Raw genomic sequence first — 19,013 nt, 5'->3', positions numbered from 1 at the left:
GAAGAGTTCTTTTTACTAACCATCGCCAGAAATACACTAAATTGATAATGGTTATCTAAGCCAACATTAATTCCCTTTTTACTAGACGCCAATTCCTTCTAATTCTTCTGCCTCTTCAACTTCACTAGAATTGTGATAAGCATGTAAAATAATCTCTTGAATTTTATTACGTGTAGTGGAATTGATAGGATGTGCAATATCTCTAAATTCCCCATCTGGTGTACGTTTACTAGGCATAGCAACGAACAAGCCTGTATTGCCATCAATTACACGAATATCATGTACCACAAACTCATTGTCGAGTGTAATGGAAGCAATCGCACGCATGCGACCATCTGTTTGTACACGACGTAATCTTACATCAGTAACTTCCATTTTCTCACCACCTCTCTTCTTAGATGCCTAAATGAAAATATCATATTCTGAATTACCGAATATTTCCCTTTTTATAGTCTACCAAATTTTCAAAAAAATTTGAATACTTCATTTGTAATTCTCTATAATATTTTCTCTAATTTACAGAAAGTTTGACAATTGTTTGTCAACTACCTTCTCGTTATTAAAAAAACCCTTTGAAAGAGCTTGTTACTCTTTCAAAGGGTTTTTGATATTTTTCACTTTACAATGGCAATAACTTCAATTTCTACTTTTACATCCTTCGGTAACCGTGCTACCTCTACTGCAGAACGAGCTGGCTTATGTTCTCCAAAATGACTAGCGTATACTTCGTTCATCGCAACAAAATCATTCATATCTTTCATAAAGACAGTTGTTTTCACTACATTGTCTAATGATGATCCTGCAGCTGCTAATACTGCCTTGAGGTTAGCAAATACTTGGTTCGTTTGAGCGACAATATCACCATCCACTAATTCACCTGCTGCAGTAAGTGGAATTTGACCTGAACTATAAAACATGCCATTCACGATCATTCCTTGTGCGTATGGTCCGATTGCTGCTGGTGCATTCGTTGTTGCTACTATATTCATTTGTCATTTCTCCCTTTTTGAAAAATAATTACCTTCACTTAATGCAATTGTACGGTCTTTTTCATTAACTTCATGAAGCTTCACAAGTGAGTAATAATCATCTACTAACGTTTCGTCTGCATGCTCTGCTTCTACAAGCACCGCAATGCCTGCTAACTGGCAGTCAAACTCCTCTAATAGATTTTTCATGCCATTCATCGTACCACCGACCTTCATGAAGTCATCGGTGATAAGTACACGCTGTCCACTCTTCATGCTTCTTTTTGATAATACCATTGTCTGAATTCTTCTGGAAGAACCAGATACGTAGTTTATACTAACGGTAGAACCTTCCGTTACCTTACTATCTCTTCTTACAACTACAACAGGTACATTCAAATGTCTCGCAATAGCATGGGCAATTGAAATACCTTTTGTTGCTACGGTCATAATAACGTCGATTTGTTGATTAGCAAATGCAGATGCAAACACCTTGCCTACCCGATTAATTAAATCTGGATTGCCAAGTAAATCCGTCATAAATAAATAACCACCAGGCAATAATCGATCTGAATGTTCTAGTTCTGCCTTTAAATCCTGTATGACCAATCGAACTTCTGTTTCGGACATTTTAGGGATATACTTTACCCCCCCTGCAGCGCCCGGCACTGTCATCAATAACCCGATTCCTTTTTCTTCGAAAGTTTCTTTTACAATCGTTAAATCTTCACTAATCGAAGATTTTGCAGATTGATATAGTTCTGAAAAATAAGTTAGCGGGATCAGCTGATGTGGATGTTCTAGTAAATAGTACGTCATGTCAACTAGTCGTTCACTACGTTTCCATTTCATGCGACCCTCTCCTAAACACGAATATTTATAGGTAAAATTAACACAATTATGCGTTTTTAAGCAAGCGTATTCCGCTCTCCTAAAATACGCACTGCATATACTTCTTCGCAAAAACCTCGTAAACCATTATAAATACGGCTCACACGAGCTTCGCTATCCACAAGACCAAACACCGTTGGACCGCTTCCGCTCATTAATGTCGCATCTGCACCAAAGCGCTTCATCTGCTCTTTTAACATGACAACCTCTGGATGTAACTCAAATGTTACAGTTTCCAAAACATTTCCTAACGATGCACAAAGTAGCTCATAATCTTCTGTCTCAATTGCTTGAATCATTTGCTTAGTATTTGGATGCACTAACCCTTCAACCTTTAACCCGCCGTAGACTTCTGCTGTTGATACACCTATTTTCGGCTTGGCTAACACAACCCAACAATTTGGAGGTGTAGGTAATTCTTGAATTTTTTCCCCTCGCCCTGTTGCTAGTGCTGTACCGCCGTATACACAAAAAGAAACATCTGAACCTATTTTAGCTCCTAGTTCGGCTAACTCATCTATTGATAAATCTAAATTCCATAGCTCATTTAAGCCCTTTAATGTAGCCGCTGCATCACTACTACCGCCTGCAAGTCCTGCTGCAATAGGTATTTCTTTTTCAATTGTAATGGATACACCTTGTCCAATGCCGTATGTATCTTTAATAAGACGCGCTGCCTGATAAGCAAAATTACGGTGGTCATTGGGCACAAAATTATCAGTGGAGATAATTTCAATTACACCATCTTCTCGGGACTCTAAGCTAATACGATCTGCCAAATCGACAGTCGTCATGACCATCTCCACTTCGTGATAATTATCTGGTCGTTTATATAGCACATCTAATGTTAAATTAATTTTCGCAGGCGCCTTTACATAAAGCATCTTACTTCCTCCCTCATAACAACAGCACGTATCAATTTCGCCTTGGCGTAATTACGTCCGGATTTTGAATTGTGCATGCACAATTAACTCCTTTCAAAATCCATGACATCCACGTTCACTTTTCTCGCAAGATTATTTCATTTTATTTTACCATAATGAGAAAACTAAAACTGAAAAAAAGAACCGTTTACCTTCTATGGCGTAACGGTTCTCTTTCGTCAGTTGTTTTGTTGTGTTAGCAGAGGTTTGTAATCCCCTAGCCGTTGAATGAAGTAAAATTGATAAATAGTCTATTCTATCTTAAATAAACTACTTATTACGCTCTTGCTCACTACTTGCTCGTTCTGCCATTTCAATAGCGCGTTTCACCATATTACCAGCATCCCGAGCTTTTATGCCGCCCCAGCCTTCTCTTTCCACAACATCATAAAATCCAAGCTCCTTGGCAATCTCTTCTTTTAATCGAGGTGACATGATACCTTTTCTAGGCATATAAACTCCTCCTTTTACAACTGACGAATTTAGTATGTCCCATAAAACGAAAAACACTCATGCAGTTTTTAACATGCATGAGTGCTTCAAAATATAGAAATAAGTACTAGAAACTATTTTGCGACAGCAGCCTGTGCTTCGTCTAAAAATGTAATCTCTACTGCTTCAGTTAAAATATCTGTGTAACTATACGATACGCGCTTGCACGCATTGTCTTCTTGATCAAGTTCTACTACGAAGATTGCACGATATGTTTCACGTAATATCCCTGCACACTCGACCGTTTTCTTGCGACCGCCGTTTGCTTTCAACTGCAAACGTTTACCCAAATGACAATCCAACGACTTTTTAATGTCCGCTAAAGTTTTTGGCATTTTCGCTTACACCTCACTAATAAATAGTATAAGTGCTACGCCCAAAAATGTCAACAAAATATAATATTTTATCAGCCAACAATAAATGTTGTCAACTTATTTTTAAAGAAAAAATATATTTTTTTCATATTTCATGAAAATGTTAACAAAAATTTTTACTTTGCAAACGTTGGATAAAGAACGTCCGCTAATTTTCCAAACTCAAAAATAGAAAGTGTTTCTCCACGACGTGTTGGTTCAATATCTGCAGCTGCTAAAGCTTCTAAGATTTTTTCTTTATTCGCCTTGCCGTTTGGTAAACCTGACTGAAGGTTATTGAAGATTGTTTTACGACGCTGTACGAATGATGCACGTGTTACAACAAACAGGAAATCTTCATTAATGACATTTACTGGTGGTTCTTCATGTTTAATAAGACGGATAACAGCAGAATCTACATTGGGTTGTGGCATAAATACCGTTTTCGGTACCGTCATTGCGATTTCAGCCTTCACATAATATTGAATTGCAATCGATAACGAGCCGTATTCCTTTGTGCCTGGCTTTGCTGTTATACGATCTGCTACTTCCTTCTGCATCATCACAACAAAGCCTCGAATCGGTAGACGGTCATTTAATAATTTCAGTAGAATCGGCGTCGTAACGTAGTAAGGTAAATTAGCTACAACCATAATATCATCAATACCTGGCATTTCCTCTTCAATTACCTTTGCCACATCCGCCTTTAAAATATCTGAGTGAATGATTGACACATTATTATATGGACTTAATGTATCTTCTAACACTGGTAATAAACGTTGATCGATTTCAAAAGAAACGACTTTTTTGGCGCCTCGTGCTAAATGCTCTGTCAAAGCTCCAATCCCAGGACCAACTTCAATTGCACCACTGTTTTCAGTTAAGTTTGCATGGCTAACAATGTTACGTAAAATGTTTGGATCAATTAAAAAATTTTGACCTAAGCTCTTTTTAAATGAAAATCCGTATTTCTTTAAAATTTCCTGTGTTCGAATCGGTGTTGCAATATCCTTATGCATTATTTTCCTCCTGATCTAACTGTGCGACAGCCGCACCAAATTGCTGTTCCGTTATTTGAAACATTTTTAATCTTTTATGAAGTTGTTTACCGTTTGTTGCGCCGATATTCAAAATCTCACCTAGACGGTCACGGCGTGCTTTTGCCCGTGGATGGCCAATTAAACATGCTGTCATTAAATCTTCTAATGTAATATCATCCGTGATTAGATTTTCATTATTTGGGGTATAGACTAGACGTAATGCCGAACGAATATCTTCATCTGCTGCATGTTCAATCCCTAAGCCTTTACCATTTTTCGCGATAGTTTTTGCTTTTGGCAAAAACGCATGTTTTACTCCTTCTACATGTTGCTCGATAATAGCACGAATTCGACGTCCTGGAAAATCTGGATCAGTAAAAACAATAACACCTCGTTTATCCTGTGCATGTTGAATACGTTTCAGTGTCTCTTCTGAAATAGCAGATCCGTTTGTTTCTATTGTATCTGCTTGAACAGCTCGTTTTATTGCTGTTGTATCATCTTTTCCTTCAACGACAATAATTTCTTGTATTTGCAAAAAGGCTCCTCTTTTCTACCTTATCTTCAGACCATTTTACAACTGCCCTGTATGATTGTACAGAAATACTCAGCTCTTTAGTTTTATACGTAAAAAAGCTTCCCTGCCAGTCAATACAGGAAAGCAATGCTAAGTGAATAACATTTTGATATATTTTACATTTTTTTTATTTTAATACTTTAATGCGTACTTTCTTACGCCCCCAGTTACGAGCCTGAGCATCTGATTGTACTAGTATATCGATCTTATTACCCTTAATTGAGCCGCCAGTATCCCCAGCAATTGCTGTTCCATAGCCTTCAACCCATACTTTTGAGCCAAGCTTAATAACAGAAGGATCTACTGCAATTACTTTCAAGCCAGAGTCCGATCGTAAATTAATGCCTGTAGCTGATGTTCCAGAACAACCTTTACAATAAGGCGTATAAGCTGTCGCAGTTACATAGAATTCTTTCCCACTAGCAGGCTCAGTTGAACCACGTGATACAGTCTGTGCACTCGCTACAAGCATTTTAGTGCCCACTGAAACCACTCGCTTCGTAGGTTCTTTTACTACCTTTTCAGATTGTAGATTTTTCGCCACAACCTTGCCGTTTTCTTTCACGACTTCATACGTTCGAGAAATAGAACCTTTCTCGCCCGCTGTTACCACCTTTTCTTTCCCCTTTTGCAAAGAAGCGTCCTGCTTCTTTTCAACTGCGAAATCTAAAGAGTCTTCCACTACATCGATAACCTTTTCTACGCGAACTATTGCGATTTTACTCTCTGGAGTGATAACGTCCTCCAGGTTATTCTCGACACGATCGAATTCATTTAACTGAACTCCCTGTTGTTTTAAAAAGTTAGCGACCGTAGTCGAAGTGGACCAAACTTGTCTTTTCTCTAAGCCCTCGACAAGCGCTACCTGAAACGCTTTTTGAATATCGATTTTGTTATCTGCTCCTACTTCTGTATCCAAACCTTGAACTAATGCGTCGTGCTCTGATACTTCGATATTGGCATCCTTCAAAATGTTCTTCACTAGTTTTTCAGTTGTCCAAACTTTTGACTGATTTCCGTCAACTGAGATGGTTACTTCTTTTGCCTGTTCCCATGTAATTGCTATTCCGTTAACAATTTTGGTGTTCAGAGAGGGTGATATTTTGTCATGCGCTGCTACATCTATATTTTGATTTTGTAAAAACTCTTCTACAGTTTTGGCATGTGTTGCTACTTCAATTGCTTCTCCGTCAGCATCAAGCGTTACGGTTTTTTTGGTACCTTGATAAAGTACGAATGATATTACAGTTACAAACAGGACAAGTGTAGTAATTCTTATCACTGTTTGCTTACTCCTCAATGATCCTAAGAACAAGTTTTTCATGGAATTATTTGACATGAAAAAACGCCTCCTTAATACAAATTTGGATTATACGGACTAGATTTAACACTGTCAACCCAAATGTATTTCAAAAAAAATGACTGTGCTTTTTTAAGCCCACCACAAATCCAGTATTGGAGGCATCTCAGCTAGTTAATCGTCGATCCCAAAAAATATTTTCGCATTGTCTGTAGTTTCTCTCGCTACTTCTTCAATCGTTAACCCTTTTAAACGGGCAATTTCTTCTGCAACTAATGGTACTAATGCTGGCTCATTACGTTTCCCACGATAAGGATGCGGGGCTAAATATGGGGCATCTGTTTCAATCATCAAATGCTCTAAAGGTATCTCTGTTGCAACTTCCTTTGGCATACGAGCATTCTTGAATGTCACGGGTCCCCCTAAACTAATCATAAAATTCATAGCAATACATTCGCGTGCGGTTTCCACACTGCCACTATAACAGTGCATAACTCCCCCTACAGATGCGGCATTCTCTTCACGTAAAATTTGTACAACATCACCTGTAGCATCTCTGTTATGGATAACAATTGGTAATTTTACTTTTTGTGCCAAATGTATTTGCTTACGGAATAGTGCTTGCTGAACATCTTTAGGGGATTTATCCCAATAATAGTCCAGTCCAGTTTCTCCAATACCAACAACCTTAGGATGCGCTGCTAAGTTTTCAATCCATTTCAAATCCTCATCGGTACAATCGACCGCGTCAACTGGATGCCATCCGATGACACCATAAATAAAATCATATTGTTCAATGAGTTCCATTGTTTTCAAGATTGTTTTACGGTCGAAACCAACAACAACCATTGTCTCAACCTTTGCTTCAAGAGCTCTATTAATTACTTCTTGTAAATCTTCTTCATACTGATCTGCATTCAAGTGTACATGTGTATCGATGAACATTTTCATTCTCCTATCATTGATTTTATTAAAAAATATTATTTCATATTTTTCGTAAACATTACAAATTCGTTACAAATAATTTGTCATTGTGACAATTCGCATATTCGACATTAAGATTTATATTTCTATATACCCATAAACATCCATTAAATAACGCTAAATAATTATTTTGAAATAACAAAAAAACTAATCTTAATGCAGATTGGAAAAGCCTGCAGAATGTTTTCTCATTCAGCAGGCCTTTCTTGATTTTTTTACTTTACTTTTGCACCATTTTCAAGTTTTGAGTCAACTGTTGCTAACTTTAAAATCCCATCTTTTTCACCGGCTAAAATCATTCCTTGCGATAATTCACCACGTAATTTAACTGGTTTTAAATTAGTTACAACGATAACTTTTTGACCGATTAGCTCTTCTACAGAATAGAACTTGGCAATTCCCGAAACTACTTGTCGTTGCTCGTATCCAAGGTCTACTTGGAGCTTTAATAATTTATCTGCTTTCGGTACAGATTCACATGCGGTGACAGTCGCTACTCGTAAATCTACTTTTATAAAATCATCTATGGTAATTTCAGTAATTTCTGGAATCTCTTCAGTTGCTTGCTTTGCTTTGGGTTCTTCATCTTGAGCGGTTTTCACAGAACCACGCATTTCCTCACGTATATAGGCAATTTCGATTTCACTATCTAAACGAGGGAAAATAGGAATACCTTTATCTACCACTTTAATGTTTGCTGGAATAGCATTGCCGAATGTTTCAATTGTGTCCCATGCTAAGAATTTGTCATCTAAACCGAGTTGGTCAATAATGCGTAACGGAGTTGCTGTCATAAATGGTTGTAACATGACAGCAATTTGGTGTAAGCTTTCTGCCAAATTACGCATAACAGACCCTAATTTTGGCTTGTCTAATTCATCTTTCGCTAATACCCATGGTTGTGTTTCATCAATATACTTATTGGTACGTGAAACGAGCGTCCATAAGTCTGCTAATACGACACTAAATTGCATTTTTTCCATACTTTCTTCATATTTAATACGTACAGATTCTGCTTGCTCTTTTAATGCTGTATCAAATTCTGTCGGTTGTAGATTTTCAGCAGGAATAATGCCGTCAAAATATTTGTTAATCATTGATATTGTTCGGTTTAATAAATTTCCTAAATCATTAGCCAAGTCGAAGTTTGTACGTTCAACAAATGACTCTGGCGAAAATACACCATCAGAGCCAAATGGTAGTTCGCGTAATAAGAAGTAACGTGTAGCATCTAAACCATAGCGCTCGATCAGCATCTCAGGATAGACAACGTTACCTTTTGATTTTGACATTTTTCCATCCTTCATCATGATGAAACCATGTGCAAACACTTTTTTCGGTAAAGGTAAATCAAGAGCCATTAAGAAAATTGGCCAATAAATTGTATGGAAGCGGACGATGTCTTTCCCTACAACATGTACATCCGCTGGCCAATATTTGTTGAATAGTGTTTCATCATCTGATAGATAGCCTAAAGATGTAATATAGTTTGTTAGCGCATCAACCCACACGTAAATAACATGCTTTGGATCACCAGGTACTTTAATGCCCCAATCAAATGAAGTTCTTGAAACAGATAAATCTTCAAGACCCGGTTTAATAAAGTTGTTGATCATTTCTTTTTTACGAGATTCCGGTTCAATGAATTCAGGATTTTCTTCATAATAAGCTAATAGACGATCCGCGTATTTCTTCATATTAAAGAAATACGATTCTTCTTTTACTTTGTGTACAGGACGTCCACAGTCTGGGCAGTTACCCTCTACTAATTGTGTTTCTGTAAAGAATGACTCACAAGGTGTACAGTACCACCCTTCGTATTCACCTTTATAAATATCGTCATTATCTAAAAACTTTTGGAAAATCTTTTCGACAGCTGTCGTATGACGCTCCTCTGTAGTTTGGATGAAATCATCATAAGAGATGTCCATCAAAACCCAAAGCTTTTTCGCAGTATCTGCAATCTCATTTACATATTCTTGAGGATGCTTGCCCGCTTCAGCAGCTTTTTCTTGAATCTTTTGACCATGTTCATCCATCCCAGTTAAAAAGCGTACATCATATCCGCGTAATCGTTTATAACGTGCAATAGTATCAGAAGCTACTGTTGTATACGCGGTACCAATATGAAATTTCCCACTTGGATAGTAAATCGGGGTTGTTATATAGAATGTTTTGTTTTGTTCGCTCACGAGAACTGCCTCCATTGTTTCACAGTATAATATCTATTCTATCGAAGTACGAATTTCGTTTCAATGAAAGTTTATCAAATGCGAAAATTGTCGAATAATATATTAATCCATAAAATGTATTTTAAAAGAAGCTTTTTTACTATAAATTTAAATCTATAATAAAAACCTTTTAAAAAAAGCAAAATATCTGTTTTCTTCTCAGAAATTTTTACAATTAGAAAATTAATGCTGTATTAATTAATTGACGTTTATGGCATTACTTGGTATGATAACTATCAGACAAAGAAATAATGTCGAAATTTGACGAAACACCAATATAACTTTTATTTTCAGGAGGAAAAAAATTATGAAATCAACAGGAATCGTTCGTAAAGTCGATGAATTAGGTCGTGTTGTAATTCCTATCGAACTTCGCCGTACATTAGGAATTGCTGAAAAAGACGCTTTAGAAATCTATGTGGATGATGACAAAATCATCTTAAAGAAATATATGCCTAATATGACTTGCGCTGTTACTGGTGAAGTTTCTGATGATAACTTCCGTCTAGTTGGAGGCAAATTAATTTTAAGTCCCGAAGGCGCAGAAACGTTAATGAAAGAAATCGAAAATAACTTAAAAAAATAGTTTCTTTCCTACACCTAAATCAACAACAGGATTTAGGTGTTTTTTTATTATTTGCAAAAAACTTCTTTTTTATATGGAGAAGTCTAATTTTAATTATATTTCCTCTAAAATTGACATATATTGTCCATGTCAGACTTCTATCACTTAAGATTACCCTTTTTTACATTTATTTTCAATTCAGAAAATATACCTCTCAGATAAAAGTACATTCATGTATTGTGCGATTGAAGAGAATTGCTTTTATAAATAAAAAAGTTGCCTCCTTGGAGACAACTCATTTACTCGCTATGGTATTCATTATAAATATCACGTTTAGCTACTTGACGTAATTTAGCTACTTCTTTAATGGCTTCCTTTGAAGTAACACCTGATTCGGCAATCACATAATCGACATGATCCACAACAGTCATGGCTTCCCAATATGCAACTTCCGTATTTTCTTCTTCTGCATTGCTATTTCCTTCAAGGACAATACAAAATTCTCCACGGATTTCCTCAGATTGCGACCATTCTACCGCTTCTGTTAAAGTACCACGTAAAAACTCCTCGAATTTCTTAGTTAACTCACGTGCTAGTACAATGCGTCGATTACCGAGAATTAGCTCCATATCCTTTAATGTTTCTTTGAGTCGATGAGGTGCCTCGTAAAATAAAATGGTTTCTTGGCGCTTTTTTAGCCCCTCCAATTGTTGTCGTCGTTCTTTTTTACCGCGCTTTAAAAATCCATAAAAGAAAAATGGTTGCGGTGTTAAACCGGAAGCAATTAAGGCTGATATTGCGGCATTCGCTCCTGGCACTGGTACAACTGCAAAGCCCTCTTCAATTGCCTTAACGACAATATCTGCACCTGGATCCGAAATACAAGGTAACCCTGCATCACTTACTAACGCGACCGTTTTACCCTCTCGTAAGAAGCCTAATAGTTTTTCTCCTCCCACGTTTATATTATGTTCGTGATAACTCACAAGTGCTGTTTCAATCTCAAAATAATTGCATAGCTTCTTCGTATTTCTTGTATCCTCGGCAGCAATAATATCTGCTTCCTTTAGAATACGTAGTGCACGTACACTCATATCCTCCAAATTGCCAATGGGTGTAGCTACCAGATATAAACATCCTTTATGATCATGCATCGTACTTTTTTGAGATTTCACGATTCATTCCTCCCTATATACTCTGTCTTTTGCGCCCGTGTTAATTGCTTAAAGGCATATTCTGCACGCATTGCCTCTTGCTTTGTATTGAAGGTTTCCACATAAATACACTTCACCGGACCCCTTGCTCTTGTATATTTTGCACCTTTTCCTGCATTATGTGTTGCAACACGCTTGTCTACATTATTTGTATAGCCTGCATAATACGACTGATCTGCACATTCTAATACATAGAAACAATGTCTATTGTTCTTTTCCATAAAGCATTTCTTTCACTTCAGCTGTATATTCATTGTTTGCATTGTATACATATAAGGATGGTAAAATTTTCAAATCTGGCTTACCATCTTTAATTCCTTCTATTAATAGTGTATTTGCTTCCTTGCCCTCTTTCGGATAAATCAGCTGCATACGCTTGGGCTCTAATCGATTTGCACGCATGGCTGTAACTATATCAAGTAGACGACCCGGACGATGAACGAATGCGGCTTTTCCACCCTGCTTTAGTAATTTACTTGCAGATTGCACTGCTTCTTCTAATGTTAAATGAAGTTCATGACGTGCAATCGCATAATGCTCACTTAGATTCTTATCGCTCGCTTCATGCGCTAGGAAATAAGGTGGGTTACAAGTCACAACATCATATTTTTCAATGCCAAGTCGCGCTGGAATATGCTTTACATCACCAAGCACCATATGAATTTGACTCTCCAATTTATTATATCGAATACTGCGCTCTGCCATATCAAACAAACGGGGTTGTAGTTCTACTCCCGTAATGTGTCCTTTTGTTCGTGCACTTAAAAATAGTGGAATTACACCATTACCAGAGCATAAATCAACAATTTCCCCTTTATGATATGGCACATTGACAAATTTCGAAAGTAGTACCGCATCCAATGAAAAAGAAAAGACAGATGGACTCTGGATAATACGTAATTCCTCTGCCAACAAGTAGTCGAGCCTTTCATCATCCTTCAACCAATTTTCCATAATCCTTCCTCCTACTATACAAAACAAAAGACTGATACCACCGAAGCGGGAATCAGTCTTCTATTACACATTTTGTTTATTTAAAAATGATAGACAAAACAGGCAATCTTCACCTTTACGTGAACTTCCAAAGTGAACATGACAAACATGGAAACCCTCTTGGTATAGACGTGCTAAGTTATCATATCCCTCACCAATATCTAATAGATTCTCTTTCTTCTCATCTGCAGCTTGTACGATGTTTTCTTTCGAAAGAAGTACTTCTAGACGTGTACGAAGGTGATGATTTTCTGTTTCGAGTGCCTTATGTTCTTCCATCATTAACGCTACAAATTGCTTCAATGCGCCAAATTGCTCCTGCATTGCTTCGAGCTGTTGTTCGAACTCCATAACGGTATCTAAAAAATTACGGTCCTTCACCCAAGCCACCTCGTTAATTCTCTATCTTATATAAGATTTTTTTCGCCTGCTAGTAGTTCCTCTAATGTATACTCAGCTGTGCGCTCTTGCTCTTGTAAATATACTTGAATGAGTCTTTCCAGCACATTTAAACCTACTACTTTACCACGACCATCTGGTGTCATTGTGATTTCACCAATGTCTGGCATACCTTCTTTCGCTTCTTCGTATTCATCATTTTCGTACTTCAAGCAGCACATTAAACGACCACAAAGTCCAGATATTTTTGAAGGATTCAAAGATAAGTTTTGATCTTTTGCCATTTTTATAGAAACTGGCTCAAAATCACCTAAAAATGTTGAACAGCATAGCATACGGCCACAAGGACCAATACCACCTAATAGCTTAGCTTCATCACGAACACCTATTTGGCGAAGCTCAATACGTGTTCTAAAAACAGAGGCTAAATCTTTTACAAGATCCCTGAAATCAACACGTCCTTCTGCTGTGAAGTAAAAGATGATTTTATTACGATCAAATGTATATTCAACATCAACAAGCTTCATTTCTAGTTTATGCTCGATGATTTTTGTACTTGCTAGTTCAAATGCCCGCTTTGACTCAGTTGTATTTTCCTCAACTTGTATACGGTCACGTTCATCTGCTGGCCGTAGTACTTGTTTAAGTGGTAAAACAACATCATTTTCCCCCACTACTTTTTGAGGAACAACCACTTTCCCGTATTCTACACCGCGAGCTGTTTCTACAATAACATATTGGCTGTCTTCTAGTAGAAATGATGCTGGATCAAAATAATATATTTTACCCGCTTTTTTGAAGCGGACTCCCACTACATTATACAAATGTATATCCCTCCTGCAGATTTAGCATTAGCTGCTCCATCATTAACGTCCTATTCATGTTACGCTGTAAAGATGCGCGAGCCTGTAAAATGGCCTCTATTTGACTAGACAGACGTTCGTAAGTCGAATGTAATGCGGTTTCTTTATATGACTGTAACATGTCTGGATAAGTACAAGCTGCTTCGGGATTAGCTTTTATTGACACTATATCACGGTAAGCAAATAGTAGTAAATCCAATGCTTGCTCCATCTCGCTTTTTTCCTTAAACAGTGGCAACCATTCTTCATGTACAACGAGCATTGCTTCATGTACATTTTGGCGAATTGCCTCTACTAATTTTAACACTGTTTTTCGAGCATGTGCAAACTGCTCATCATTTGCTAAAAAAATAGCTGTTTCGAGCTCATTCGTCATCATGCTCACTGTAGAAGCCATCGAGTGAGGAACATTGTTTTCCTGCAAATGCTTTAACAATACTTGACGTGGCATTTTTTGAAATTTTATATGCTGACAGCGCGAGCGTATTGTTGGTAAAATAGACTGCATTTGCTCAGTTAATAAAATAGCTGTCACTTCTCCGTTCGGTTCCTCTAAAAATTTTAATATCATGTTAGCAGATGCAATATTGAGTCGGTCTGCATGATGAAGTACGTAGACTTTACGCCCTTCTTCAACACCCATCATCTTCATTTCTGCAATGAGTTCTCTAATTTGATCAATTTTAATAAATTGACCCTCTGGATAAATTTGATGAATATTAGGATGGTTTCCCGAATCAACACGTCTGCAATTTCGACATGTTTCACATGGAACATTTTGATGCGGTTGCTCGCAAAGCATTAATTTGACAAAAAATTGCATGATAGCCGCTTTTCCTGTCCCTTTTTCACCGTCAAAAATATAAGCATGTGCTAATCTATTTTTGTCAAAAATCGTTTGAAGCTGTTTCATTACGACTGGTTGTAGTGTGAATAGCTCTTCAACATTCTTGGCCATTTTCATTAAATTCCTTCCTCTATCAACTACGCCTTGGCGTAATTGTACCTGCTGCTGTCGCTTTGCTTTCGCGCAAAAAGTACCTGCTGCTGCTGTCGCTTTGCTTTCGCGCAAAAAGTACCTGCTGCTGCTGTCGCTTTGCTTTCGCGCAAAAAAACATCTGTCGCTACGCTTTCGGTACAAAATACATCCTTCACTGACGCATTGTTATCACTTCACTTTTACGAGGATAAACAATATGTCAGGATTCTAAAATGTGTTAGGTAAACACAATGTCAGGCATTTCAGTAATACCACCAGACGTGGAATTTTCTATTAGCTGTTGTGCCTGTCGCCGGTACATCTTCTTATATTTGGGCAGAATAGATTTTTCTCTAGTTAAAACACCTTTACATTAAGCTTAAATTAACTACCCTAACCAGCTCACTTGAAAATTCTTTACATCTGCCGGAAGCTTAATTTCATCTGCAAGTGACTTAAACCATTAGTATTCTCTCATTTATAAGAGACCCTTGCTGAAAGTATTTGAAAAAAGCCCGCGCCTACAAGTGAAAAGACACGGGTTTTACATATATAAATTAATTAATAAGCCTTTAATTTCACCGATTTTATCGAGAAGGTCTATTGCTTCCTTTTCCTCATCTAAAAGATCTTGTGCTAGCTCCACGAGACGAGTATCGATTGTTTCGATTATTTTTAAGCGTCTTCCTTCACCAAAGCGATTCCATGTATGTGATTGTTTTAATTCCATACCATGCTCTACAGTTTCCTGTAAGAAACGCTTCACAAGCATTTTAAAACGAGCAAGTTCACGTAAATTGCGCGATCTTGCAACACGATCTCCAGCAGTAGAGATATCCCCTAATAATCGTGTTAGCTGTTCAGTCTGCAGTTTAGAACCTTGCTTGACGACCATATCACCGAAACGGTTATTCTGATTATTATTTTGCAGTGGCTCTTTGCGATTAGTATTTAATCCAACACGTAAATCTTGATTGATTTTCAAGCTGTATTCGCCCCCACTTGCTTTCTTATCAACTTCGCCTTAGCGAACTTGCCCCTTATCTATATCTATTCCATATTTTCCACAGAAAACTTCGCGTCTTGAATTAACATTGCGCGAAACACAATACTAATTCATAATCTAATCTGACGCGAAGACTCTAGGTATATTAAATATACTGCTTAAAATTAAAAATGGTGAAATTGTTCAATTGGTAAAACAAATACAGTAGCGCCTCCTACCTCTACCTCCACAGGATAAGGTATATAAGAATCTGCGTTACCGCCTAATGGTGAAACCGGGGCAACCATTTGTTCGCGCGCTCGACAATTATCACGGATTATATCTAAAACTTTGGGTATGAGGGAGTCTTCCGTTCCAATGAGAAACGTCGTATTACCAGAGCGTAAAAAGCCTCCTGTACTCGCTAATTTTGTTGCGCGAAACTGATTTTTCGTTAAAGCATTCGATAAGCGGCTACTATCCTGATCTTGCACCACAGCTACGACTAACTTCATTCGCACTCACCCCTTTTATAAAATTAACCTATCATAGGTTTTAAAATCGTATAACCACAATACAGATTCTGTAACATCTAATGAAACCTTTAATTCTTATTTTAAAGGTTTATCACCTGTAAAACAAAAATTAATTAGATGTTACCATTATATCACAATACGGTAGACAACTTCACACTTTTACTGCATTGCCTCAGACAGTAATGACCATACATCTTCCACCACACGCTCAATATTTTGGTCTGCATTGACAACATATATACGCTCAGGATAACGTTCTACCAATTGTAAATACCCTTCACGAACCTTTTCATGAAAGGCCAAGCTTTCAACGTCTAAACGGTTCACTTCTCGTTCTCCATGTGCATGAATACGTGCTAAACCAACCTCTGGTGCCAGATCAAATAAAATCGTAATATCTGGTAACTTCTTACCTATTGCAAACTCATTAATAGATAGTACTTCATCTACACCAATACCACGAGCATATCCTTGATAAGCTAAAGATGAATCGATAAAGCGATCACAAATAACCATCCTCCCAGCATCTAAAGCCGGTCGAACCTTTTCAAAATAATGCTGACTTCTCGCAGCTGCATATAATAATGCCTCAGTACGTTCATCCATCGCTGTATGTGCTGGGTTTAAAATGATGGTACGAATTTTTTCAGCAATTTCAATGCCACCTGGCTCTCTCGTCGCTAATACATCTATATTTTCTAGTGCAAATCGCTCAGCAATCTGTTGAATGACTGTTGTTTTACCCGCACCTTCTGGACCTTCAAATGTTATAAATAAATTGCAATTCATGCTGTTATTGCCTCCAACTATTTAATGACCTCAATCATTTTTTCTTCTAAACGATGATTCCCTTGGAAAGTTGCACCGGTTGCTAACAACTCCTCAAGCTGACTCAATTTTGACACTGTAATTTTTTCTCCTGGAACTAGTAATGGAATACCGGGCGGGTAAGGAATAATCATACTTGCAGCAATTCGTCCCATTGCACGCATATATGGAAGCCATTCCTTATCTAAATTGGCTATTTCTTCGAACGTGCAGGTAGGTTCGGAAATCGCTATAAAATTATATGCCGTTTGCGTAGCAAAAAGTTTTTCAGTTTTTTTCATGGATAATAACGCTGTCACGGCATCTTTAATACGAACGCGTATTTCAGCAAATGGATAGATATGTCCAAGCTTCAAAAGTGGTAATACGAGTAATACTTGATGAGCGTCTGCTAGCTCCGCATAAATTTGTTTGGCTTCTAAAGCCTCTTGCACTTGAAAGCCACTATAACCATCAACACGAAGCAATAGCTTTAAAGGATCATCTACCTCAATGACATGAAGTGAACCAATTGCACGTAATGCTTCAACCCACTGATTTTTTTTCTCTATTATATATGCACCATCACTCTCCATATATGTCTGTACATAATAACGTGCATCATCTAATGATGCTAATAATAGATAAGATGGACTGCTAGATTGGAGCATACGTAAATAGTGATTAATTTTATCAACATCAACTAATTCTGAATTAACATGCATAAAAGATGCCATTGTCATGGCTGGTAATGTTTTATGCGCAGATTGTACAACAACATCTGCCCCGTATGTCAAAGCAGAAGGTTGAAATAATGCACAAACGCTGAAATGAGCTCCGTGCGCTTCATCTACCAAGACCGGTATCCTTTTTTCGTGACAATAGGCAATCTGTTGCTGTATTTCTTTAGAAACCATACCGTAATAAGTTGGATACGTTAAAACGACTACCCTCGCCTTTGGATAATTATCCACTGCTTCTTTAAGATTTGTAAATGAAATATGAGTGGCAGTTAATGTCCGATCATCCCAGTGCGGTGAAACATATATAGGCTTTGCCCCAACAAGCTCAATAGCATGAAAAATAGATTTGTGGGCATTACGTTGCACAATAACTTGATCGCCTTTTTTGCATGTGGCATAAATCATTGCTAAATTCCCAACAGTCGTGCCTCCTACTAAAAAGAAACTTTTCATTGCTCCATATGTGTCCGCAAGCAAAGCTTCTGCCTCAAAAATCATTTCCTCTGGATGATGTAAATCATCCAGACCCGATAATTCGGTCACATCATAACGCATTACATCTTTGAAAGCTTGAGGTAAGTGTGACAATTCTCCATGCTTATGACCTGGCACATGAAAAGAAATATTTTGTTGTTGTCGAAAACCCTCTAGTCCTTCCACAATTGGCTTTTTCTTTTGCAAAGCAAGACACCCATTTCCATTATATTGTTCTTTAATTATACGGGATTCCAACAGGATAAAAAAGCAATCCTACGAAATAGGTGAGATTACTCCATTACAGTATCGTTCATTATAAAAAGTAGACACCGTTGTCCCCTTGCATTTCTTTAAATAAAATATTAATTTTCACTTTTGCCCTTCCCATGGTATTGATTCTATTTCGTTCAAGTCGTTGCACCTCCTAGTACACCAACAATCCACTTAGACAAGCATCTATTAATTTCAATCAATTGACGAATATAAGGTGCATTTAATCAAATAACCTTTTTCCATTCCAGTAACCTAGCAAAATTTCCTTCCCGATATAAAACAAAAATAAAAAAAGACCAAAGATTTCTCTTTGATCTTTTTACAGGTGCCTAGCGACGTCCTACTCTCACAGGGGGAAGCCCCCAACTACCATCGGCGCTAAAGAGCTTAACTTCCGTGTTCGGTATGGGAACGGGTGTG

The 19,013-nt window shown here is 37.5% G+C and carries 22 protein-coding genes and 1 rRNA gene; 1 reads left to right on the top strand and 22 read right to left on the bottom strand.

Annotation, left to right across the window (positions count from 1 at the left end; genetic code table 11):
• Positions 1-81: 81 nt before the first annotated feature.
• The 11 genes from spoVG to metG all read right to left on the bottom strand — a co-directional run bounded on the left by spoVG (position 82) and on the right by metG (position 9,720).
• Positions 82-375 carry a septation regulator SpoVG gene (gene spoVG / locus ACQKII_RS21100; RefSeq protein ID WP_427462424.1) on the bottom strand — a complete coding sequence of 98 codons (294 nt, stop codon included), beginning with the start codon at positions 373-375 and terminating at the stop codon, positions 82-84.
• Positions 376-614: 239 nt separating this feature from the next.
• A complete protein-coding gene (locus ACQKII_RS21095; RefSeq protein WP_427462423.1) occupies positions 615-989 on the bottom strand; it encodes a RidA family protein in 375 nt (124 codons plus the stop codon).
• A 3-nt stretch (positions 990-992) separates the two neighbouring features.
• Complete coding sequence (gene purR, locus ACQKII_RS21090; RefSeq protein WP_427462422.1) at positions 993-1,820, bottom strand: pur operon repressor; 828 nt, start codon at positions 1,818-1,820, stop codon at positions 993-995.
• Between the two features lie 56 nt (positions 1,821-1,876).
• Positions 1,877-2,743 (bottom strand): 4-(cytidine 5'-diphospho)-2-C-methyl-D-erythritol kinase, encoded by an 867-nt coding sequence (ispE, locus tag ACQKII_RS21085; RefSeq protein ID WP_427462421.1) that lies wholly within the window; start codon positions 2,741-2,743, stop codon positions 1,877-1,879.
• A 309-nt stretch (positions 2,744-3,052) separates the two neighbouring features.
• A complete protein-coding gene (locus ACQKII_RS21080) occupies positions 3,053-3,235 on the bottom strand; it encodes a small, acid-soluble spore protein, alpha/beta type (RefSeq protein WP_010857022.1) in 183 nt (60 codons plus the stop codon).
• Between the two features lie 113 nt (positions 3,236-3,348).
• Positions 3,349-3,609: a biofilm formation stimulator Veg gene (gene veg, locus ACQKII_RS21075; RefSeq protein ID WP_219363879.1), complete on the bottom strand. Its 261-nt coding sequence runs from the start codon at positions 3,607-3,609 to the stop codon at positions 3,349-3,351.
• Between the two features lie 155 nt (positions 3,610-3,764).
• Positions 3,765-4,646: a 16S rRNA (adenine(1518)-N(6)/adenine(1519)-N(6))-dimethyltransferase RsmA gene (rsmA, locus tag ACQKII_RS21070; RefSeq protein ID WP_427462420.1), complete on the bottom strand. Its 882-nt coding sequence runs from the start codon at positions 4,644-4,646 to the stop codon at positions 3,765-3,767.
• Positions 4,639-5,205, bottom strand: coding sequence for a ribonuclease M5 (gene rnmV / locus ACQKII_RS21065; RefSeq protein WP_427462419.1), 567 nt, complete (start codon positions 5,203-5,205; stop codon positions 4,639-4,641). Before rnmV ends, rsmA begins: the two co-directional genes overlap by 8 nt.
• A 166-nt stretch (positions 5,206-5,371) precedes the next feature.
• Entirely contained in the window at positions 5,372-6,583 is a 1,212-nt protein-coding gene (locus tag ACQKII_RS21060) for a ubiquitin-like domain-containing protein (protein ID WP_427462418.1), read from the bottom strand.
• Between the two features lie 135 nt (positions 6,584-6,718).
• On the bottom strand, positions 6,719-7,489 hold the full coding sequence (locus ACQKII_RS21055) for a TatD family hydrolase (protein WP_427462417.1): 771 nt from the start codon (positions 7,487-7,489) through the stop codon (positions 6,719-6,721).
• Positions 7,490-7,743: 254 nt separating this feature from the next.
• Complete coding sequence (metG, locus tag ACQKII_RS21050; protein WP_427462416.1) at positions 7,744-9,720, bottom strand: methionine--tRNA ligase; 1,977 nt, start codon at positions 9,718-9,720, stop codon at positions 7,744-7,746.
• 346 nt (positions 9,721-10,066) lie between these two features.
• Between metG and ACQKII_RS21045 the strand changes: the two genes are divergently transcribed.
• Complete coding sequence (locus tag ACQKII_RS21045; RefSeq protein WP_427462415.1) at positions 10,067-10,345, top strand: AbrB/MazE/SpoVT family DNA-binding domain-containing protein; 279 nt, start codon at positions 10,067-10,069, stop codon at positions 10,343-10,345.
• 278 nt (positions 10,346-10,623) lie between these two features.
• On the opposite strand, the gene rsmI is transcribed toward ACQKII_RS21045, so the two are convergent.
• From rsmI to rrf, 11 genes are all read right to left on the bottom strand, one after another.
• Positions 10,624-11,499, bottom strand: coding sequence for a 16S rRNA (cytidine(1402)-2'-O)-methyltransferase (gene rsmI / locus ACQKII_RS21040; RefSeq protein ID WP_427462414.1), 876 nt, complete (start codon positions 11,497-11,499; stop codon positions 10,624-10,626).
• Entirely contained in the window at positions 11,496-11,759 is a 264-nt protein-coding gene (locus tag ACQKII_RS21035; RefSeq protein ID WP_427462413.1) for a GIY-YIG nuclease family protein, read from the bottom strand. Before ACQKII_RS21035 ends, rsmI begins: the two co-directional genes overlap by 4 nt.
• Positions 11,743-12,492, bottom strand: a complete 750-nt coding sequence (locus tag ACQKII_RS21030; protein WP_427462412.1) for a tRNA1(Val) (adenine(37)-N6)-methyltransferase — start codon at positions 12,490-12,492, stop codon at positions 11,743-11,745. The genes ACQKII_RS21035 and ACQKII_RS21030 overlap by 17 nt, the downstream gene beginning before the upstream one ends.
• 63 nt (positions 12,493-12,555) lie before the next feature.
• Complete coding sequence (yabA, locus tag ACQKII_RS21025) at positions 12,556-12,912, bottom strand: DNA replication initiation control protein YabA (RefSeq protein WP_427462411.1); 357 nt, start codon at positions 12,910-12,912, stop codon at positions 12,556-12,558.
• Between the two features lie 26 nt (positions 12,913-12,938).
• Entirely contained in the window at positions 12,939-13,754 is an 816-nt protein-coding gene (locus ACQKII_RS21020) for a PSP1 domain-containing protein (RefSeq protein ID WP_427462410.1), read from the bottom strand.
• Entirely contained in the window at positions 13,747-14,751 is a 1,005-nt protein-coding gene (gene holB / locus ACQKII_RS21015; RefSeq protein WP_427462451.1) for a DNA polymerase III subunit delta', read from the bottom strand. The genes ACQKII_RS21020 and holB overlap by 8 nt, the downstream gene beginning before the upstream one ends.
• A 565-nt stretch (positions 14,752-15,316) precedes the next feature.
• Complete coding sequence (locus ACQKII_RS21010; RefSeq protein WP_054768425.1) at positions 15,317-15,757, bottom strand: YaaR family protein; 441 nt, start codon at positions 15,755-15,757, stop codon at positions 15,317-15,319.
• Between the two features lie 185 nt (positions 15,758-15,942).
• A complete protein-coding gene (locus ACQKII_RS21005) occupies positions 15,943-16,272 on the bottom strand; it encodes a cyclic-di-AMP receptor (RefSeq protein ID WP_010857007.1) in 330 nt (109 codons plus the stop codon).
• Between the two features lie 180 nt (positions 16,273-16,452).
• Positions 16,453-17,082, bottom strand: coding sequence for a dTMP kinase (gene tmk / locus ACQKII_RS21000; RefSeq protein ID WP_427462409.1), 630 nt, complete (start codon positions 17,080-17,082; stop codon positions 16,453-16,455).
• Positions 17,083-17,099: 17 nt separating this feature from the next.
• Complete coding sequence (locus ACQKII_RS20995; RefSeq protein WP_427462408.1) at positions 17,100-18,524, bottom strand: aminotransferase class I/II-fold pyridoxal phosphate-dependent enzyme; 1,425 nt, start codon at positions 18,522-18,524, stop codon at positions 17,100-17,102.
• 396 nt (positions 18,525-18,920) lie between these two features.
• Positions 18,921-19,013: ribosomal RNA gene (rrf, locus tag ACQKII_RS20990) — 5S ribosomal RNA — on the bottom strand; the annotation flags it as partial.

It is taken from the genome of Lysinibacillus sp. NPDC048646 (genome assembly GCF_050272295.1).
GTDB lineage: Bacteria > Bacillota > Bacilli > Bacillales_A > Planococcaceae > Lysinibacillus.
The sequence above is the reverse complement of the archived record's forward strand: the minus strand, read 5'-3'. Positions and strand labels throughout refer to the sequence as shown.

Bases quoted from the DNA above. Each gene is read 5' to 3' on its own strand.
- ispE (WP_427462421.1), bottom strand. From the start codon at position 2,743: ATGCTTTATGTAAAGGCGCCTGCGAAAATTAATTTAACATTAGATGTG.
- ACQKII_RS21045 (WP_427462415.1), top strand. From the start codon at position 10,067: ATGAAATCAACAGGAATCGTTCGTAAAGTCGATGAATTAGGTCGTGTT.
- ACQKII_RS21095 (WP_427462423.1), bottom strand. From the start codon at position 989: ATGAATATAGTAGCAACAACGAATGCACCAGCAGCAATCGGACCATAC.
- spoVG (WP_427462424.1), bottom strand. From the start codon at position 375: ATGGAAGTTACTGATGTAAGATTACGTCGTGTACAAACAGATGGTCGC.
- ACQKII_RS21005 (WP_010857007.1), bottom strand. From the start codon at position 16,272: ATGAAGTTAGTCGTAGCTGTGGTGCAAGATCAGGATAGTAGCCGCTTA.
- holB (WP_427462451.1), bottom strand. From the start codon at position 14,751: ATGGCCAAGAATGTTGAAGAGCTATTCACACTACAACCAGTCGTAATG.
- ACQKII_RS21080 (WP_010857022.1), bottom strand. From the start codon at position 3,235: ATGCCTAGAAAAGGTATCATGTCACCTCGATTAAAAGAAGAGATTGCC.
- ACQKII_RS21060 (WP_427462418.1), bottom strand. From the start codon at position 6,583: ATGTCAAATAATTCCATGAAAAACTTGTTCTTAGGATCATTGAGGAGT.
- rsmA (WP_427462420.1), bottom strand. From the start codon at position 4,646: ATGCATAAGGATATTGCAACACCGATTCGAACACAGGAAATTTTAAAG.
- ACQKII_RS21030 (WP_427462412.1), bottom strand. From the start codon at position 12,492: ATGGAAAATTGGTTGAAGGATGATGAAAGGCTCGACTACTTGTTGGCA.
- veg (WP_219363879.1), bottom strand. From the start codon at position 3,609: ATGCCAAAAACTTTAGCGGACATTAAAAAGTCGTTGGATTGTCATTTG.
- tmk (WP_427462409.1), bottom strand. From the start codon at position 17,082: ATGAATTGCAATTTATTTATAACATTTGAAGGTCCAGAAGGTGCGGGT.
- ACQKII_RS21055 (WP_427462417.1), bottom strand. From the start codon at position 7,489: ATGTTCATCGATACACATGTACACTTGAATGCAGATCAGTATGAAGAA.
- purR (WP_427462422.1), bottom strand. From the start codon at position 1,820: ATGAAATGGAAACGTAGTGAACGACTAGTTGACATGACGTACTATTTA.
- ACQKII_RS21035 (WP_427462413.1), bottom strand. From the start codon at position 11,759: ATGGAAAAGAACAATAGACATTGTTTCTATGTATTAGAATGTGCAGAT.